At 68.7% G+C, this 17,854-nt stretch carries 16 protein-coding genes; 4 read left to right on the top strand and 12 right to left on the bottom strand.

Annotated elements, in window-relative coordinates; all coding sequences use genetic code 11:
- Positions 1–23: 23 nt before the first annotated feature.
- From AB0J95_RS18065 to AB0J95_RS18050, 4 genes are all read right to left on the bottom strand, one after another.
- Positions 24–2,228, bottom strand: a complete 2,205-nt coding sequence (locus tag AB0J95_RS18065) for a discoidin domain-containing protein (protein ID WP_364758389.1) — start codon at positions 2,226–2,228, stop codon at positions 24–26.
- Positions 2,229–2,391: 163 nt separating this feature from the next.
- Complete coding sequence (locus tag AB0J95_RS18060) at positions 2,392–3,492, bottom strand: alpha/beta hydrolase (protein ID WP_364758387.1); 1,101 nt, start codon at positions 3,490–3,492, stop codon at positions 2,392–2,394.
- 32 nt (positions 3,493–3,524) lie between these two features.
- On the bottom strand, positions 3,525–4,253 hold the full coding sequence (locus AB0J95_RS18055; protein ID WP_364758386.1) for a MerR family transcriptional regulator: 729 nt from the start codon (positions 4,251–4,253) through the stop codon (positions 3,525–3,527).
- A 39-nt stretch (positions 4,254–4,292) separates the two neighbouring features.
- On the bottom strand, positions 4,293–4,874 hold the full coding sequence (locus AB0J95_RS18050) for a hypothetical protein (RefSeq protein ID WP_364758384.1): 582 nt from the start codon (positions 4,872–4,874) through the stop codon (positions 4,293–4,295).
- Between the two features lie 213 nt (positions 4,875–5,087).
- Here AB0J95_RS18050 and AB0J95_RS18045 point away from each other — a divergent pair, with 213 nt between their 5' ends.
- Entirely contained in the window at positions 5,088–6,284 is a 1,197-nt protein-coding gene (locus AB0J95_RS18045) for a cytochrome P450 (RefSeq protein WP_364758382.1), read from the top strand.
- On the opposite strand, the gene AB0J95_RS18040 is transcribed toward AB0J95_RS18045, so the two are convergent.
- The 8 genes from AB0J95_RS18040 to AB0J95_RS18005 form a co-directional block, all read right to left on the bottom strand.
- The gene (locus tag AB0J95_RS18040) at positions 6,234–9,365 is read right to left on the bottom strand and encodes a BTAD domain-containing putative transcriptional regulator (protein ID WP_364758380.1); all 3,132 of its coding nucleotides are present in this window, start codon (positions 9,363–9,365) and stop codon (positions 6,234–6,236) included. The two genes, AB0J95_RS18045 and AB0J95_RS18040, sit on opposite strands and share 51 nt — an antisense overlap.
- A 1-nt stretch (position 9,366) precedes the next feature.
- Positions 9,367–10,005 carry a response regulator transcription factor gene (locus AB0J95_RS18035; protein WP_364758378.1) on the bottom strand — a complete coding sequence of 213 codons (639 nt, stop codon included), beginning with the start codon at positions 10,003–10,005 and terminating at the stop codon, positions 9,367–9,369.
- The gene (locus tag AB0J95_RS18030) at positions 10,002–11,078 is read right to left on the bottom strand and encodes a sensor histidine kinase (RefSeq protein ID WP_364758376.1); all 1,077 of its coding nucleotides are present in this window, start codon (positions 11,076–11,078) and stop codon (positions 10,002–10,004) included. Before AB0J95_RS18030 ends, AB0J95_RS18035 begins: the two co-directional genes overlap by 4 nt.
- Positions 11,078–11,449, bottom strand: coding sequence for a hypothetical protein (locus tag AB0J95_RS18025; RefSeq protein WP_364758374.1), 372 nt, complete (start codon positions 11,447–11,449; stop codon positions 11,078–11,080). The genes AB0J95_RS18030 and AB0J95_RS18025 overlap by 1 nt, the downstream gene beginning before the upstream one ends.
- 40 nt (positions 11,450–11,489) lie before the next feature.
- Entirely contained in the window at positions 11,490–11,882 is a 393-nt protein-coding gene (locus AB0J95_RS18020) for a hypothetical protein (RefSeq protein WP_364758372.1), read from the bottom strand.
- A 19-nt stretch (positions 11,883–11,901) separates the two neighbouring features.
- Positions 11,902–12,354, bottom strand: coding sequence for an ACT domain-containing protein (locus AB0J95_RS18015; RefSeq protein WP_364758370.1), 453 nt, complete (start codon positions 12,352–12,354; stop codon positions 11,902–11,904).
- Between the two features lie 61 nt (positions 12,355–12,415).
- Positions 12,416–13,126 carry a cache domain-containing protein gene (locus AB0J95_RS18010; protein ID WP_364758369.1) on the bottom strand — a complete coding sequence of 237 codons (711 nt, stop codon included), beginning with the start codon at positions 13,124–13,126 and terminating at the stop codon, positions 12,416–12,418.
- A gap of 5 nt (positions 13,127–13,131) precedes the next feature.
- Positions 13,132–13,836 (bottom strand): FCD domain-containing protein, encoded by a 705-nt coding sequence (locus AB0J95_RS18005; protein ID WP_364758804.1) that lies wholly within the window; start codon positions 13,834–13,836, stop codon positions 13,132–13,134.
- Between the two features lie 157 nt (positions 13,837–13,993).
- Between AB0J95_RS18005 and AB0J95_RS18000 the strand changes: the two genes are divergently transcribed.
- The 3 genes from AB0J95_RS18000 to AB0J95_RS17990 are packed head-to-tail and all read left to right on the top strand — an operon-like array spanning position 13,994 to position 17,690.
- Positions 13,994–15,415: a gamma-aminobutyraldehyde dehydrogenase gene (locus AB0J95_RS18000; RefSeq protein WP_364758367.1), complete on the top strand. Its 1,422-nt coding sequence runs from the start codon at positions 13,994–13,996 to the stop codon at positions 15,413–15,415.
- Positions 15,415–16,500: an ABC transporter ATP-binding protein gene (locus tag AB0J95_RS17995; RefSeq protein WP_364758365.1), complete on the top strand. Its 1,086-nt coding sequence runs from the start codon at positions 15,415–15,417 to the stop codon at positions 16,498–16,500. Before AB0J95_RS18000 ends, AB0J95_RS17995 begins: the two co-directional genes overlap by 1 nt.
- Positions 16,497–17,690 (top strand): ABC transporter substrate-binding protein, encoded by a 1,194-nt coding sequence (locus tag AB0J95_RS17990; protein ID WP_364758363.1) that lies wholly within the window; start codon positions 16,497–16,499, stop codon positions 17,688–17,690. The genes AB0J95_RS17995 and AB0J95_RS17990 overlap by 4 nt, the downstream gene beginning before the upstream one ends.
- Positions 17,691–17,854: the final 164 nt, after the last annotated feature.

The raw sequence follows: 17,854 nt of genomic DNA, 5'->3' as shown, positions 1-17,854 counted from the left end.
AGCACATCGGGGACACTCCACACTCACGCCGCGGCGACCTCGAACTCCGAGACCTGCCCGGCGGGCCATCCGGTGTTGCCGGTGAACGTCAGCCGGACGAACCTGGTGGTCGTCGTGCCGAAACCGGCCGACGCGGTGTTCCCGGAGGCCGGATCGAAGGTGTAGCCGCGCGATCCGACGATCGTCGAGTACGAGCCGCCATCCGAACTTCCCTGGATGGTCACGGTCTGCGTCCGCGTGCCCCAGGCGCTGGAGGGCGGCAGCCTCAGGGTGACCTTGTTGATCGCGGTCGGCGCGCCGAGGTCGACGGTCAGTGTCTGCGGGAACGCGTTGTTCGTGCTTTCCCAGTAGCTGCTGGTGTTTCCGTCGTTGGCGTTGCCCGGCGGGAACCCGCCCTGCGACCCGCTCGCGCTGATCGACTTGCCCAGTGCCACGTTGCTGCCCGGGCCGGGTGGCTGCGGCGGGCCCGAGTTCGGTGGCGGCCAGGTGGCGCAGTTCGTCCACGTGCCCGGCCATCCGCTGTTGCCCGACCCGGGGAAGGACATCTTCGGAATGCTCGCCGGGTAAGGACAGTTGTACGTCCCGGTCACGCCGACGCCGGACGCGGTGACGTTGCTGATGCTCACCGAGCCCTGAGTCTGGGACTGCACAACGAAAGTGCCCACGCCCTGCACGGTCGTGCCGTCGATGGTGATGCCCTGGATCGTCTTGCCCTGGCCGTTGCCGTCGATGAACTGTAGTGCCGCGTACGGACTTTCGATCGCGCGGAACCCGGTCACCCGGATCTGCACGTTCGTGATGGCCTGGTCGCGGGCGTCGAACCAGAGCGCCGCGACCCCGAACTGCCAGTTGGGATCCAGCGCGCCCGCGCGCAGGGTGGTGTTGTTGGACACGGTCACCGTGCCGGACAACGGAACCGAGTTGAACCGGTTGGCGATCACGATCCCGCCGCCGAGCGCGTTGGTGTCCTGCACCAGGTTGCCGCTCACGGTGATGTTCGACCCGCCGTAGACCGCGATCCCGTTGGCCAGGTTCGGCTGCACCACGGTGTTGTTGGCGATCGTGATGCCGGAGTCGGCGATCCCGTTGGACCACAACGCCAGGCCGTCGTCACCGTTGTTGCGCAGGTAGTTGTTGCGGATCGTCGAGCTGGTGACGTTGCCGTCGAAGTTGACCCCGTCCGCCTGGGTGTCCAGGATGCGGTTGTTCTCGATGGTCAGGTTGCTCGACGCGCCGTTCATCAACCACAGGCCGCACTTGGTGTTCTGGATCCACAGCCCGGACACGACCGAGCCGTTGCCCAGTACGCCGTGGAAAGCGTTGTCCGGGCTGCCATCGTTGCGCTCGGTCGCCGTGCCGAACACGGCGAAGTCGTAGAGCTTGATGTTCCCGGACGCGCCACCGTTGTTGAAGATGTTGTTGCCGTGCAGGACAGTGTGCCACTGGCCCGCACCGCGTACGGTGGTCTGGTCGATCTGCAGCGCCGAGTTGATCTCGAACCGGCCGGCCGGGACCCACACCTCACGGCCCTGCGACCGGGCGGCTGAGATGGCGTTGCGGAACGCCTGTGAGTCATCCGAGGAGTCGTTGGCTGTGGCGCCGTAGCTGGTGACGGACAAGGAGTTCGCGGGTTGCGAGCCAGCGCCGCCGACCTGTTCGAAGTCGGCCAGGTCGATGGTGGCCTGCCCGACGTCGCCGCCATCGGCCTGGACGCGGACCTTGGCGCCCGCGGATGCGTTCTGTCCGAAAAGGAGCCTGGCGTCGTCGAAGAAGTGGTGGTTCTTCGAGCCGGGGATCCAGCCGGTGTCCACATAGGAGTAGGTGGACGTTACCGGCAAGCCGGTGCCGAGCTTCGACCCGTTGACGTACACCGAAAGGCGGCCGGAGCTGCCGTTGGGCACGCTGTAGTGGACGTTGATCGAGTTCGCCGCGGCTGGCAGGGTGAACTCGACGTACTGGCCTTGTCCGATTCGGACAGCTTGCCGTCCGGACGCTTCCGAGGCCAGGCTGGCCTGGGTGTAGTCCGGTCCGACCAGGGAACCGTTGGTGGCCGAGCATTCCGCCTCGACTGTGCGGAACGGGACCGAGGCGCCCCCGGAAGCCGTTGTCGGGCAAACGGCCGCGAACGCGGGGGAGGCCAGCGAGACGGTCACCCCCGACGCGATCAGCGCGGCGGCGGCCATCCCCGCCCGGATCCGTGGTCCGGAGCGGGGAAAGGTGGGAGACATCCTTGTCACACCTTTCTGAAGTTGTGCGGGCGGGTGCCGGCGGGTCCCGTGCGCGCGGGACCCGGGCAGGCCGGCGGCCGCCCTAGCAGGGTGACCGGATCATACGAACTTGAACATGAATGAGCAAGACTGCAACTTACTTGCGCAATATTTTGACAAGAACTTACAAATGTTGCGTGAAGAACCGGGCGATCCGGGTGCGAACCGTCGGAACGGACACCGTGGGATCAATGCTGCCGATCAGTGCGGTCCGGTCCTCAGCGGACATCGCGAGCTGCGGAGCGAGTGCGCCGTAGTCGGTGAACGTCCAGTGTGCCGCGCCCGTCAGCTCCTCCCTGGTCGTGCAGCCACGCGAGTGCGCGAGCGTCGCGGCCCAGGACCGGTCGTTGCGCGGGTTGCGGAAACCCTCACTGCCCCACAGAAGCAGCGGGCGGTTGGTGCCCTCGGCCGCGATCGGCAGCAGTTCGCCGGGCCGGCCGGGCGCGGTCGGGTGGTAGTCGAGGAACCCGTCCATGTTCACCGCCGCGTCCACGATCCGGTCGTGCAACGCCTCTGCCGCAGTGGTTCCGCCGAGCCCGTGGCCGTACATCCCGACCCGCCGGAGATCCACCGGAAACGGCAACACCTTTGGCAGCTGTGCCAGGACGAACTTGGTGTCCCGCAAGCGGGTGTCGATCGCCGTGCGATACACACCCGGGTCGCTGCTGGGATCGCCGGGCAGGCCGATGATCCGGGTGCCCTCGCCAGGGATGTCGACCTCGCTCGTCTCGCCTGGGTGATCAATGGTGACCACGACGTACCCGCGGCTGGCGAGATCCGTGGCCAGGCCGGTGCCGAGCACACGCGGATCGCCGAGCCCCGGGCTGTACAACAGAACCGGGCGCCGGCCTGGCCGCGCGGGCGCACCGGTGTGGGCGGCGGTCGTCGTGGCGGCCCAGTCGACCCCTCCGGGCAACTTGTGCAACATCGCGTCGAGGCTGCCGAAGACGGCGGCCGCGCCCGCGCCCATGTAGGGCGCGAGCGGGGAGTGCTCCACGTCACGAGCCGGGTAGTAGACCGTGGTCATGACCTTGCGGCACTTCTGCCCGTCTGGGCACTTGCGCTCCTGGTCCCACGGGTCGGGCCGGGAGTGGTCGACCATGAGGATTTCGGTCGTCCCTACCGGAAAACGCCCGGCCGGCGTCGGCAAATGGAGTGGTTCCGTTGCTTGCGCGGTGCCGGTCAATACCGCGAAAAGTGCTATTGTGGCGGCTGTTTTGCGCATAGTTGTCCCCCACTTCTATTTCTCGGGAATTCTTACTGGGCTTGCACGGCTCGGCTCACGTAGTCCCAGAGCTCGGTGCCGACCTCCGCGCCGGGGTCGATGTCGCGCAGCACGCCGAGGCCGTGGTCCTGGAAGAACTGCCCGACCTGGGTCATGATGCCCACGTCACCGCCGGTGAAGGTCCGCATGATCTGGCCGAGGCGGCCAACTGTCGCCCGCACCTGCGGATCGTCCACCGGCGTGTTCGCCTGACAGTGGACGACGAATTGTTTGAGGACCGCGGGCCATTCGGTGTCGAGCCATTCGTAGTCGATTTTCGTGGCCTGTTCACCGAGCGAGATCTGTTGTTCTTTGGTGAGGTACTGGTCGAACAGGCTGGTGCGGCCGAGCAGGGTCAGCAACTCGTCGGAGGGCGGCGGGCGCGAGCCGTCGAGCTGCTCCATCAGCCCGGAGATCTGGCGGCTCATGGTGGTGAGCCGCCAGACCTCGTCGTCGATCTGCTGCAGCCGCCCGCGCAGCACGCCGCGGAGCGCCTCCGGGTCCTTGAGCACGCCGCCGATCTCCTCCAGCGACATGCCGAGCTGGCGCAGCAGCCGGATCTGGTACAGGCGGTGCAGGTCGGGTTCGGTGTAGCGGCGGTGCCCGGACGCGGTGCGTTCGCTGGGCTTGAGCAGGCCGAGATCGTCGTAGTGGTGCAGCGTGCGCACCGTCAGCCCGACCGCCTTGGCCAGCGCTCCAACACTCCACCGGGTCTCGCTCACGAACCCACCGTAGAACCTCCCGCTACGTGAGGTTCAAGCTCACTTCCGCCAGAAGTGGATGTTGCTCCACACCACCGTCGCCGGGCCCTGGCCCGACGCCGTGCGGTACGCGCCGAACTTGTCGTAGAAGTCGCCGCTCGGACTGTCCACTGTGTGCTTGAGCGACCCGTTGATGTACGTGCGGTGCTTGCTGCCCACCACATGCACGGTGTTGACGCGGACCGTCGTGCCCACCGTCGCGCCCGACGCGATCGTGTCCCCGCCGTGCACCGCGTACATCCGACCGCCGCGCTCCACGGCCAGCAGGAAGAACGGCCCGGTGACCTTGAACGTCTGCTTCAGGCTGATCCGGCTGCCGGCCAGGCTGGTGATCCGGAACGACCCCTCGAACTGCCGCGTCCCACCCGAGTAGGTCGCGTACCGCCGTTCCGCCCGCTGGTCGCCGCTGCCGGTCGAGCAGGTGAGCGTGAACGTCATCCCGTCGACCTTCCCGCATCCCCGCTGCTGCACGGTGAAACTCGGCGAGTACTCGATCCAGTTCCCCGGCTCGACCTGCGCCTGCGCCACCCCACTCCCCGCGAAGACCCCAGCCACCACCACAACACCCAGCTTGTTCCACATACAAAGCCTCCTCACCAGAAACGGACCTATCCGGTGGGCGGCTTACCAGCACCCTAAAACCCCGTTCCCGCTCCACACAACCACGTTCCCGCCCAGCGGTGTACGAGATGCCCGAAGGTCCACCGCACCTCTGAAACGGGTGATACCGGGTTGAAACCGGGGCGGCGCAGGGTTGTCGGCGACGCGTCGGTTGCGGACCAAGGGGGTCAGTACGTGATCATCAAAGAGGACTGGGGCAGTCACCCGCAGCACTTCTGGCTGTTGGGGCGGAGGCCGGAGCGGGTGGTGGAGTTCGACGAGAGGCTGGGGACCTGGAACGTGTTCGGGTATCCGGAGGCGATCACCGCGCTGAGCGATCCGCGGAGGTTCTCCTCGGAGATCAAGCGCATCTACCCGCCGGGGTACGAGGACCCGTTCGACGACGGCAACATCCTCCAGATGGACCCGCCCGCGCACCGCAAGCTGCGCAACCTGGTCAGTCATGGGTTCACACCCAAGATCGTGGCCGATCTGCAGCCGCGGATCGCCGCCCTGACGTCCGAGCTGCTCGACGAGGTGGCCGGGCGGGACGAGTTCGAGCTGGTGGAGGCCCTGGCGCAGCCGTTGCCGGTGATCGTCATCGCCGAGCTGCTCGGGGTGCCGGCCAGCGACCGCGAGCTGTTCAGGAACTGGGTGGACGATCTGTTCTCGAACACCGAACAGGTCTCGCTCAACGAGGTCGAGGCCGGGGCGATGGCCGAGGCGGCCGAGCAGGCGCACGCGAAGCTGCTGCCAATGGTGACCTACCTCGGCGAGCACGCGGCCGAGCGTCGCGGGCAGCCGCGCGAGGACCTGCTGTCCAAACTCGTGCACGCGACGGTCGACGGCGAGCGGCTCACCGACCGCGAGATCGTGAACTTCGCGATGCTGCTGCTGGTCGCCGGGCACATCACCACCACCTTGTTGCTGGGCAACACGATGCTGTGCCTGGACGCCCATCCGGACGCGGCCGCGCGGGTGCGGGCGGACCGGTCGCTGGTGCCTGGCGCGATCGAGGAGTCGCTCCGGCTGGTCAGCCCGTTCCCTGGTGTGGCAAGGGTTTCCACGACGGAGGTCGAGCTCGGTGGCGTCACCGTCCCGGCGAACCAGCTGATCATGGTCTGGGGCGGGGCGGCCAACCGGGACGACCGCCAGTTCACCGACCCGCAGGTGTTCCGGCCGGACCGGGACCCCAACCCACACCTGGGTTTGGGCCGCGGCATCCACTTCTGCCTCGGCGCCCCGCTGGCCCGGCTGGAGGGGCGGGTGGCGCTCAACATCCTGTTCGACCGGTTCCCCGCGCTACGGGCCGACCCGGCCACCCCGCCGGTGTTCCGGCCGTCACCCGACATGAGCGGCGTCAAAACCCTGCCACTGCGTACTTCCGTGTAGCGCGGCCAGAGCGGCGGCCCGCAACCCGTTCTCGTCCAGGGCGGCATACGACGACACGGCCTCGTCGTATGCCGCCTTGTCGGCGTTCTCGGCCGCCGCGATCGCCGAGTGCGAGGCCATGGTGGGCTGGAACGCCCGGTTGAACCGGAACCGGTTGGCCAGGGCGATCATCCGCGCTGCGCTCGTCCGGGCGCCCGCATCGAGTTCCACAAAGGACAATGCGAGCAAGACGGCCCCGCAGACAGGGAACTCCATGACGTAGGTCGGCAGCGTGGAGCGGTCGGCGGTGACCAATGTGGACAGCTTGCCGGGCAGTTCGGCAGCGATGTCCTCGACCAGGTGCAACTGCCCGGCCCGGGCGTGCGCGACCACGGTCGCCGACTGGATCTCCAAAAGCCACGGGTCGAGCTCGGCCGGCTGGAACTCGTACGGCGACCGGGCGCCGTGCCGGAGCCTGTCCGCGGCCAGCCGCCAGGTCCGCAGGCCCGCCTCGGTCTCACCGCGGGCCAGCAAGATCTCCGCGCGCGCTCCCATGAGGAAGCTCTGCGTGGCGACGGTGTCGTCCGGCGGGGCGGCCTCGGCTCGCCGCAGCTGCCGCTCGGCCTCGTCGACCTCACCGAGCAGCATGTTCACCACGACCAGCCCGGGCACCAGGCCGATCGGGTCCGGCCACGGTCCGAGGATGTCCAGCGCCGCCAGCGCGTGGTCGCGGATCCGCTCGGCGGCTTCCAGCTGCATGTACAACTCCACGCACCGGCTGTGCGCGACGACCTGCAGCCACGGGCTGCCCGCGGCGATGGCGACCATCCGTTCCGTGGCGGCCACGGCCTTCGGGATGTCCCGTTGCTGCTCCCAGAAGTAGCTGGTCAACCCGTTCGCGACACCGGCGACGAGCGGCTGGTCGCTGTCGCACAGGCGCACTATCTCCTCCGGCCGGGCGGTCAGGACCACCTCGACCGCGCGGATCAGCGTGTCCGGGGGCGCGGAGGGCAGCCGCCGCAACGTGATCAGCCACCGCACTGGCCGCGGCCGCTGCATCATGAAGATCGTCGCCATGCACAACACAGCGACGGCCCGTGTGGGTTCGACGAACTCATCATCCGGCTGGAACCGTGCCAACGCGGCCGAGGTGTCGTCGTTCAACACTGTCATCCGGCTGTAGTTGCCGGTGACGAGGAACAGCCCGGCGAGGGTGGCGCCGATGGCGGCCACGGTCGGATGATCGCCGCGCCGCAACGCGTATCGCAGTGCCGGTTGCAGGTTGTCCTGCTCGTGCTGGATTCTGGCCAGCCCGCGAAACCCGTCCGGGCCGTAGACGTCGTCGTAGTGCGCCAGACCGAACGCGCGCGCCCACGCCACGAACGCGGAAACGACCTGCTCGGTGTCCTTTCGTTGCGCCGCACCGAACTCACGCACGGTCTCCAGCATCCCGAACCGTGTGCCGAGCGGGGTTTCGGTCACCTTCAGCAGCGACTGGTCGACCAGATGCTCAACGGTCTCCAGCGCGTTCTCGTCGTTGAGCACGTGCTGCGCGGCCTCGGCCGTGAAGCCGCCCGGGAAGATCGACAACACCCGCAAAGCCTGCTGGCCGTCGTCGTCCAGCAAGTTCCAGCTCCAGTCGACGACCGCGTGCAGGGTGCGATGCCGCTGTGGTGCGTCGCGGGAACCGCCACGCAGCAACGAGAACCGGTCGTCCAGCCGCTGGGCGACCTCCCGTACCGACATCACCCGTACCCGCGCCGCGGCCAGTTCCGCCGCGAGCGGCAGGCCGTCGAGGTGTCCACAAAGGTCTTCGAGAACGTCACGCGGCAGCTCGACATCCGGCCGGACGGCCCGTGCGCGCTCCTCGAACAGCTGGATCGTCGTCGCCAACGTCAGCTCCGGCAACGGGTACACCGATTCCGACGACACGCCCAGGGGAGTGCGGCTGGTCGCGAGGATCCGCAGGTCCTTCGTCACCGACACCAGCGCCCGCGTCAGCTCGGCCACGCCCTGGATGACGTGTTCGCAGTTGTCCAGCACCAGCAACACCGGACCGGACCCGATCACCTTCACGATACGCCCCAACAGGTCCTGCTGTGGCGCCGGCCGGACCAGTTTGCGTGCCTCGCCGGTGCCCAGCGCGAATGCGACCTCGCCGATGACGTCCTCGTCCCGGCTGACCCCGGCCAGCGGTACAAAGTGGACGATCCGCTGCTCGGCGTCCCGCCCCACCGCATGCGCGAGCCGCGTCTTGCCCAGGCCACCGGGACCGACGATCGTCGCCACCCGGGAAGTCCGCAAAAGCCCTGCCACAGCAGTGATGTCATCGTCGCGGCCGAGCAAAGGGTTTGGCTCGTGCTCAACACCGTGCCGCACAACGGGTGCATCAGCCCGTAGCAGACTCTGGTGCAGTGCCTGGAGTCCCGCGCCTGGATCGGCGCCCAGCTCACCGCGAAGGGCCTGGCGATAGGCGTCATACCGGCTCAACGCCGCCGATGGACCGGACGTCGCGGCCTCACTGCGCAACAACTCCAGCAGCAGTTCTTCGTCCCGAGGCCGGTCCCGCACCAAATCCGCGAGGCTGCCGACCGCCTCTGAGTGCCGCCCCAACCGAGACAACGCCATCGCCCGCCCACGCGTCAAAGCATCGCGCGTCGCCGCCCGGCTGGCCCGCAGCACATCCAGCGGATGGCTGCCATCAGATGCCTGCGCGCCTTCGAAAAGCCGCAGGCCGGCTTCGGCGTCGGCCAACGAAGCCGCGTGATCGCCAGAGCGGGCATGTCCGGCCATTGTGGACGCTTTGCGCAGCACCGCGGACGAGTCGACCTGCTCGTCGGTCAGGTTCAGCCGGTACCCGGTCGAGGTGTTCGCGATCAGGTCGGCGCCGAGCTGTGACCGTGCCCGGGATACCAGGATCTGCAACGCCTTCGCCGGGTTCTCGGGCTGATCGTCCGGCCACAGGCCGTCGATGAGCCCGGTCGTGCCGCATCCTCGCCGTAGGTCGTCCGCAAGCAACGCCAGCAGGTTGCGCAGCCGTGGAGCGGTGACGTCCTTGCCTTGGCAGGCCACCCCCGTCAGGAGCGTCAGCTCGATGGTCACTTCAGTTCTCCGGCGGCTCGGCCCGGAGCAGGCCACGCGTGAACCCGGCGGCCACGGCGGCGGCGCGGTCGTTCACGCCGAGCTTGGCGTAGATGCTCAGCAGGTGGGACTTGACGGTGGCCTCGCTGATGAACAGGTGGGCCGCGGCCTCGCGGTTGGTGTTGCCCGCCGCGACCAGTTGGAGCACTTCGAGTTCGCGCAGGCTCAGCGGGTCCGGTGTGGGCGTGCGGACCTGGTCCAGCAGGCGGTTGACGACCGTGGGAGCCAGCACCGCTTGTCCTTGAGCCGCCGCGCGCACCGCCTTCAACAGTTCGTCGCGGGGCGAGTCCTTGAGCAGGTAACCGGTCGCTCCCGCCGACAACGCGGGCATGACGTAGCTGTCCGTGTCATAGGTGGTCAGGACCAGGACGCGGGACGTGCTGCCCTGGGCGGCCAGCGCACGGATCGCGGTCACACCGTCCATCCCGGGCATCCGCAGGTCCATCAACACGACGTCCGGCCGCAGCTTCAGGGCCAGCCGCACGGCCTCCTCGCCGTCACCCGCCTCGCCGACCACGGAGAACTCCATGTCGGCGGCGAACATCCCGCACAACCCGTCCCGCACCACGGGATGGTCGTCGACGACCAGGAGCGTGATCACGCCACCACGCTAGCCGAGATCGCGGTCCCGCTGCCCGGCGAGGACTCCACCTGCAGCGTCCCGGCCAGCTCCTCGACCCGCTGGCGCATCGACTCCAGGCCGAACCCGACGGACCGGACGCCCGGATCGAACCCGGAACCGTCGTCCCGGACATCCAAAACGACCGAACGATCCATAAAGGACAACGTCACCCCGACCCGGGTCGCTTTCGCGTGTTTGGCGACGTTCGCCAACGCCTCCTGCGCGGTCCGCAGCAACGCGGTCTCGGCGGACGACGAGAGCGGCCGCACCGAACCCGTTGTGGTGACCTGAACCGGGATGCCGTGCACAGCCGACCACCGCGACGCCACCGTGTCCAACGCCGCGGACAGCTGGGCGGTCTCCAACGGCTCGGGCCGCAAGGCATCCACCGACCGGCGCGCCTCGGTCAGGCTCTCGCGGGCCAGACCGGTTGCCAGGTCGACGTGTCGCTGCCATTCGTCCTTGGATGTCGTGTGCGACGCGGCTTCCAGCTGGGTGATGATCCCGGTCAGGCCCTGCGCCAGGGTGTCGTGGATCTCCCGGGCCATCCGCTGGCGTTCGTCCAGAACCGCGTTCGCCGCAAGGCTTTCCTGCAACCGCCGGGTGGTGTCGGCACTGCGCTTGGCGGACCAGCCGAACGCGCACATCGGCAGCACGTTGGCGGCCAGCACCCCGCCGTACGCCAGGATCCCGAGCAGGGTGGACTTGTCGACGCCGGTCGCCTGCGCGGTCCCGGCGACGACCGCGACGGCCGCCACCCCAGCCAGTTCGCGGGGCCAAGGCAACAGGTGGAAGGCGTAGAGGTACCCGGCGGGGGTGAAGCAGCCGAACCACGGATACTTGATGACCAGCGCCATGTTGAGCACGACCACACCGGTCACGAACACCTCGGGCGGTGCCTCGTACAGCGTGAACGCGCCCAGGATCCAAGCGGCGAGCAGCGCGCACAGCCAGAGGCCGCGGGGGCCGTCGACCGCCGCGGTGATGACGGTCAACGCCGCCAGCAGCAGGTATGGCCCGACCGTCAGGACCGGATGGGTGCGCAACGACATCAGGTCCGAATGTACAGCTGCCGCACCCGCCGGGCGTTGATGATCAGCACGACCCCGAGCAGCAGCAACCCGCAGACGCCCTGTTCGATCCGCATCCACAGCGGGAGCAGCCCCGGCAGCGACACGAGCACCGCGATCGCCACGACCATGATCGCCGAGGTGATCCGCAACCGCAGATACGCGCGCCGTTGCCCCTTGGCGGCCCCGCTGGTGAACCACAACGTCAGCAGCGCGGCCAGCACGACGATCGTGCCGCGCGTCCAGACGACGTCGTTCACCTCGGCCGGGTCGTCGCGCATGAGCACGATGGCGACCAGGGTGAGGACGCTGAGCCCCAGGTAGCCCAGGGCGAGAAGCTTGACCGTTCGCATGCCGTCGAGCGTGCCAAAAACCGGCCCTGACCTGCATCGATCACCCGGCTGGAACCAACCGGCTGACGCCACCCCACCAATCGGCTGGTCCCCTTGTGAGTGGTTTCAGTCGTTGGCACGACCGGACCCACTCACGAGGGTTGAGCTGCGAGTTTTTCGAGGGCGTCCGCGGCTGCGCCGAACCACCGGCAGTGTGCAGGTCTGCGCGGGCCTTGGCGAGGTTCGCCCGGATCGCCGGGCCGCCGGCGACGGCCTCGACGGTGTCCCGCGGCAGTCGCGGGGTGAGCTCGACGCCGGACAGGTCGGCGCCGAGGCCGAGTTCGGTGATGCGCCGGGAGTTCACCGCCTGTTCGGGCATCCGCGCCACGGTCACCATCGGCACCCCGCGGATTTGGAACTCGCGCGGGATGAACACCAGGTTCAGCACCGTCACGGCACCGGGCGGCAGTTGATCAGTCCGGACGGCCTGAGCGCCCTTCGTGGGTCACCTGGTGGCCGGCCTGGCGAAGCAGGCCGGCAGCTTCCTCGAGGCGGCCGGCCGGGACGAGGACGAGGTCGCCGTCGTAGCTCGCGGCAGTCCAGACCGGGAGCTCGCCCGCGGCGAGCGGCGCGACGATGGCGCTGAGCATCCCCGTCGCTTCCGGGTCGTGCGCGTCATCACCGTTCCACAGCGCCGCCCAGCCGTCCTCAGCCGTGTCGTCGCGCCGCATCGCCGCGCCTCCATCCGGACCGAGCACCAGCGCGAGCAGGCCGGATTCGAGGGCGACCTCCCGGACGTCGGACACCCGATCGAGGACGAAACGGCCATCGAGCACGCGAAGGTTCTGCCGCCGGGCGACCGGCGTACGCGGTGACGCGGCAACAGAATCCGCGTGAGTGCCTTCGTCGTGGCCGTCACGAGCCATTCCCATGTCCTCCGATTGCGCCGTAGCGGTCCCTGAGGGGAACGCGTTGGCCATCGTAGGGTCAGCCCGCGGCCACCAGGAGCGTTATCGGTGAATCGCCGCAGCGGCGTAGGGTTTTCCCCGCCGCGGTAAGGGGTTCCGCGCCGGAGGTCCACCACGCGGGCACGTCCACCTCGCGGACCAGCGACCCGACCGCTTGCCTAACACTGTTAGAGACGATCACGCGGCCCTGCGCGTTCAGCAACGTCGCCTGCCGCAGCGACCCCAGCATCGGCCGGACCGCGTGCTCGAACTCGCGCACGTACACATCCGCGCCCACGACCCCGGCGAAGCCGCCGTTGCGGGTGACCGGCAGGGTGAAGGTGAGCGTGTACTCGTCGGTGCACAGGTAGTCGACGTACGGGCCGTTAATGTGCCGCCGGCCGGTGTCGCGCGGGACCGTGTACCAGGACTGGCGGGTGTAGTCGAGGAAGTTCTCCGCGGCCGGGTCGAGGCTGATGAACAGCTGCGCCGGGCCCTCGGTCCACCACTCGAAGCCGAGCTCCTGGTCGGCGAACACGTTGGGAGCGCTGACAAAGCCCGCGCCGATGACGAGCCCGCCGAGCGCGTCGACCACTTGTGGACGGATGCCGTGCAGGTCGGCCGCACGCAGCGGGCCGGGGGTGGCCAGCAGCGACTCGGTGGCCGCCAGCACCGGCTTGAGCCGCTCGAAGATGCCCTCGACGAGCGCGGTGACCTGCTCGACGACCTCGTCGCCGGCCAGCGTGTCCACCCTCATCACCTCACCAGGCCGAGATGTGCTTCGGCGAGCCGGTCGAGCGCCCCGAGGATGTGCTCCTCGGTCAGCCGCCGGGCCGCCTCGCCGTCCGCCCCGGCGATCGCGGCGGTGATCGCCAGGTGCTCAGCGTAGGCCTGTTCGTGCGATTCCTGAACGCCCAGCGGCAGCCAGAGCAGCCCGCCGCCCTCGCTCTGCAGCTGAACCTCCTGGTGGGTGAGCCGCGGCGACTGCGCGGCGGCCGCGACCTCCAGGTGGAAGTACCGTTCGGCGCGCGCGGCCTCGGCGGCGGTGGCGGTGCGCAGGTCCTCGGTGGCCAGCCGCAGCCGCTCGATGTCCTCGGGGGAGCTGCGCTCGGCGGCGAGCTTCGCGGCCGCCCCGGCGATCGCGATGTAGTGGTCGCCGACGTCCCGCAGGTCGCTCAGCGAGACGGCTTTGAGCCGGGCGTGCCAGCTGGCCGGCGAGGCGGGGGAGGGGGCGCGGACGAAGCTGCCGCCGCCCCGGCCGCGGCGGGTCTCGACCAGGCCCTGGTGGCGCAACGCCACCAGCGCCTCCCGGATCGTCACGGTCGCCACGCCGAACTGCGCGGCCAGCTCGGACTCGCTGGGCAGCTGCTCGTCGTCGGCGAGCAGCCCCAGGTTGATGGCGTCGACCAGCCGGCTCGCCACCGCCTCGGCGCGGCCGACCTGCTCCAGCGGCGCGAACATCGCCGAGCGCGCGCTGTGCGAAATCCCCATCAACCTGCCCTTTACCGGTCCGGATAACGCGACGGCGTCAATCCTGCCGCACGGTCTTGTCCTTTGACATATGTGGTCATATGTTAAATCACGTCGGGTAGCGGAGTCGATACAGCGGGAGTTCCAGGTGCGGGAGCTGAAGCACTTCATCGGCGGCAACCACGTCGAGCCACTGTCCGGGAAGGTCGCCGACATCATCGATCCGGTCACCGGCCGCGCCTACGCCACCGCGCCGGTCGCGGGGGCCGAGGACGTCGACCGGGCGCTGAAGACCGCGGCCATCGCGTTCGAGACCTGGCGCGAGACCACACCGGCCCGGCGTCAGCTGGCGCTGCTCAAGATCGCTGACGCGGTCGAGGCGCGGGCCGACGAGCTGGTCGACATCGAATCGCGGGACACCGGGAAACCGTTGGGGCTCACCGCCTCCGAGGAACTGCCGCCGGCGGTCGACCAGCTGCGGTTCTTCGCCGGGGCCGCGCGGGTGCTGGAAGGCCGGTCGGCGGGGGAGTACCTCGAGGGGCACACATCGTTCGTCCGGCGCGAGCCGGTCGGGGTGTGCGCGCAGGTCACGCCGTGGAACTACCCGCTGCTGATGGCCATCTGGAAGATCGCGCCCGCTCTCGCCGCCGGGAACACGGTCGTGCTCAAGCCGTCGGACACCACTCCGGCGTCGACATTGCTGCTCGCCGAGATCTGCGCGGAATTCCTGCCCGCGGGCGTGTTCAACGTGGTCTGCGGCGACCGGGACACCGGCAGATGCCTTGTGGCGCACGAGATCCCCGCGATGGTGTCGATCACCGGGTCGGTTCGTGCCGGGGTCGAGGTCGCCGCCGCGGCTGCCCGGGATGTCAAGCGGGTCCACCTGGAACTCGGTGGCAAGGCGCCGGTGGTGGTGTTCTCCGACGCCGATCTGCAGGCCGCGGCCGCGGGCATCGCGATGGCCGGGTACTTCAACGCCGGGCAGGACTGCACGGCGGCGACCCGCGTTCTGGTGTCCGAAGAGGTGCACGACGACTTCGTGGCCGCGTTGAGCCAGCAGGCCTCGGCCACCAAGACCGGCAGACCGGACGACTCCTCGGTGGCCTACGGGCCGTTGAACAACGCAGCCCAGCTTGACCGGGTGGCGGGGTTCGTCAACCGCCTCCCCGAGCACGCGAGTGTCCAAACAGGAGGATCGCGGGTCGGCGAGGAGGGCTACTTCTACGCGCCGACCGTGGTGTCCGGGGTCGAGCAGGATGACGAGATCACCCAGAACGAGGTGTTCGGGCCGGTGATCACCGTGCAGCGGTTCAAGGACGAGGCCGACGCGGTGCGTTCGGCCAACGGTGTCCCTTATGGACTCGCGTCCTCGGTGTGGACCCGGGACCACCAGACCGCGATGCGGATGGCGGCCAAGCTCGACTACGGCTGCGTGTGGATCAACACGCACATCCCGCTGGTGGCCGAGATGCCGCACGGCGGGTTCAAGAAGTCGGGGTATGGCAAGGATCTGTCGATGTACGGGTTCGAGGACTACACCCGGGTCAAGCACGTGATGAGCGCCCTCTGATGCCCAACCAAGCCCCCACTCCCGTGCTGCCGGCCTCGCCCGCGCTCACCGGGTCGCTCGCGGTCCGGCTTTCCGGGCTGCGCAAGCACTTCGGTGAGGTCGTCGCGGTCGACGGGGTCGACCTGGACATCCAGCCGGGCGAGTTCTTCTCCATGCTGGGGCCGTCCGGGTCGGGCAAGACGACCGTGCTGCGCATGATCGCCGGGTTCGAGCTGCCCACCGCCGGGACGGTCGAGCTGGCCGGGCAGGACGTGTCCCGGCTGGCACCGTTCGAGCGGGACGTCAACACCGTGTTCCAGGACTACGCCTTGTTCCCGCACATGTCGGTGCGGCAGAACGTGGAATACGGCTTGCGGGTGAAGAAGGTGCCGCGGGCGGAACGGCGAAGACGCGCCGAGGAGGCGCTGCACACCGTCCGGCTGGAGGGGTTCGCCGAACGCAAACCGTCCCAGCTGTCCGGCGGCCAGCGGCAACGGGTCGCACTGGCGCGCGCGTTGGTCAACCGTCCCAAGGTGTTGCTGCTGGACGAACCGCTCGGTGCGCTGGATCTCAAGCTGCGCCAGGCCATGCAGGTCGAGCTCAAGCAGATCCAGCGGGATGTCGGCATCACGTTCGTGTTCGTCACGCACGACCAGGACGAGGCGCTGACCATGAGCGACCGGATCGCGGTGTTCAACAACGGCCGGATCGAACAGGTCGGCTCACCGTCCGAAGTGTACGACTGCCCGGCCACCGAGTTCGTCGCCGGGTTCGTCGGAACGTCCAATCTGCTCAGTGGGCGCAGCGCGGAGACGGTGATCGGCAAGCCGGGCGTGTACAGCATCCGGCCGGAGAAGATCCGCATCGACGGCGATCTCTCGTCGCCCGCCCCGGACGGGCACACCAGCGCGACTGGCACGGTTACCAGCGTCGTCTACGCTGGCGCGACCGTGCGCTACGCCGTCGCCCTCGACGCGGGCGGCCAGCTTTCCGTTGTACGGCAGAACATCGGCGACGGCTTCGAGGTCACCGACGGCCGGGTCCGGCTCACCTGGCGGCACGACCACTGTTACCGAGTCCCCTCACCGGAAGGGCACCAGTCATGAAGAAAACGCTGATCTCCGGGGCGGTGTGCCTGCTGCTGGCGGCGTGCGGGACCTCGGGGTCGAACTCGCCGGCCTCCGCCCCCGGCGCGCAGGGCTTCACCCCGCCGAAACTCGAGGCGCTGAAGGCACTCGGCCAGCCCGAGGGCGCGCTGAACGTGCTGGCGTGGCCGGGATACGCGGAGAACGGCGCGAACGACCCCAAGATCAACTGGGTGACACCGTTCGAGCAGCAGACCGGCTGCAAGGTCAACGTGAAGCCGTTCGGCACCTCGGACGAGGCCGTGACGCTGATGAAGACCGGCCAGTACGACGTGGTCTCCGCCTCAGGCGACGCGTCCCTGCGCCTGGTCGCCTCCGGTGACGTGGAACCGGTGAACACCGTCCTCGTGCCCAACTACAACGACGTTTACCCGTTCCTCAAAGACAAGTCGTGGAACAGCGTCAACAACGTCGCCTACGGCATCCCCCACGGCTGGGGCGCGAACATCCTCACCTGGCGCACCGACAAGGTGAGCCCCGCGCCGACCTCCTGGTCGGTGATGTTCGACGCGAACTCGCCGTACAAGGGCAAGGTCATCGCCTACGACTCGCCGATCTACATCGCCGACGCGGCCCTGTACCTCCAGTCCCACCAACCGGATCTCGGCATCAAGAACCCGTATGCGTTGGACGACAAGCAGTTCGCGGCGGCAGTGGCGTTGCTCAAGCAGCAGCGGCCGTTGGTCAGCGAGTACTGGTCGGACTACCTGAAGGAGTCGCAGTCGTTGAAGAACGGCGACTCCGTGGTCGGCACCGCCTGGCAGGTCACCGTGAACGTGACCAAGGCCGAGGGAACTCCTTTGGAGGCAACGGTTCCCTCCGAAGGCGTCACCGGGTGGTCGGACACCTGGATGGTCGCGACGAAGTCGGCCCACAAGACCTGCGCCTACAAGTGGCTCGACTACATCATCAGCCCCTCGGTGAACGCCCAGGTCGCCGAGTACTTCGGCGAAGCCCCCGCCAACTCCAAGGCGTGCGCCGAAATGACCGACAAAACCCTCTGCGACACCTACCACGCCAACGACTCCGCCTACGCCGCCAAGATCGCGTACTGGACAACGCCGATTCCGCAGTGCCTCGACGGCCGCACGGACGTCAAGTGCAAGGACTACGGCGAATGGACCCGCGCCTGGACCGACATCAAGGGCTGAGACCCATGCGCTTCCGGCCCCGGCTGCCCCACAGCTGCGACCTGGTCGCCCGCCCGAGCACCGGGCGGGTGGCCACGCGCCTTGGCCTCCGGCCCCCGGTTTCCACGCTACCGGACGGGTACGACAGTTCTCCCGCCGCCGATCCAGGGCTGTCCGCAGGCGGC

Origin of the sequence: Actinocrispum sp. NPDC049592 (assembly GCF_040675465.1) — a bacterium.
In the GTDB taxonomy this organism is placed as follows: domain Bacteria; phylum Actinomycetota; class Actinomycetes; order Mycobacteriales; family Pseudonocardiaceae; genus Kibdelosporangium.
This window is presented reverse-complemented; position numbering and strand designations above follow the sequence as displayed.

Bases quoted from the DNA above. Each gene is read 5' to 3' on its own strand.
- AB0J95_RS18015 (WP_364758370.1), bottom strand. From the start codon at position 12,354: ATGGCTCGTGACGGCCACGACGAAGGCACTCACGCGGATTCTGTTGCC.
- AB0J95_RS18065 (WP_364758389.1), bottom strand. From the start codon at position 2,228: ATGTCTCCCACCTTTCCCCGCTCCGGACCACGGATCCGGGCGGGGATG.
- AB0J95_RS18050 (WP_364758384.1), bottom strand. From the start codon at position 4,874: ATGTGGAACAAGCTGGGTGTTGTGGTGGTGGCTGGGGTCTTCGCGGGG.
- AB0J95_RS18025 (WP_364758374.1), bottom strand. From the start codon at position 11,449: ATGCGAACGGTCAAGCTTCTCGCCCTGGGCTACCTGGGGCTCAGCGTC.
- AB0J95_RS18030 (WP_364758376.1), bottom strand. From the start codon at position 11,078: ATGTCGTTGCGCACCCATCCGGTCCTGACGGTCGGGCCATACCTGCTG.
- AB0J95_RS17990 (WP_364758363.1), top strand. From the start codon at position 16,497: ATGAAGAAAACGCTGATCTCCGGGGCGGTGTGCCTGCTGCTGGCGGCG.
- AB0J95_RS18060 (WP_364758387.1), bottom strand. From the start codon at position 3,492: ATGCGCAAAACAGCCGCCACAATAGCACTTTTCGCGGTATTGACCGGC.
- AB0J95_RS17995 (WP_364758365.1), top strand. From the start codon at position 15,415: ATGCCCAACCAAGCCCCCACTCCCGTGCTGCCGGCCTCGCCCGCGCTC.
- AB0J95_RS18005 (WP_364758804.1), bottom strand. From the start codon at position 13,836: ATGTTCGCGCCGCTGGAGCAGGTCGGCCGCGCCGAGGCGGTGGCGAGC.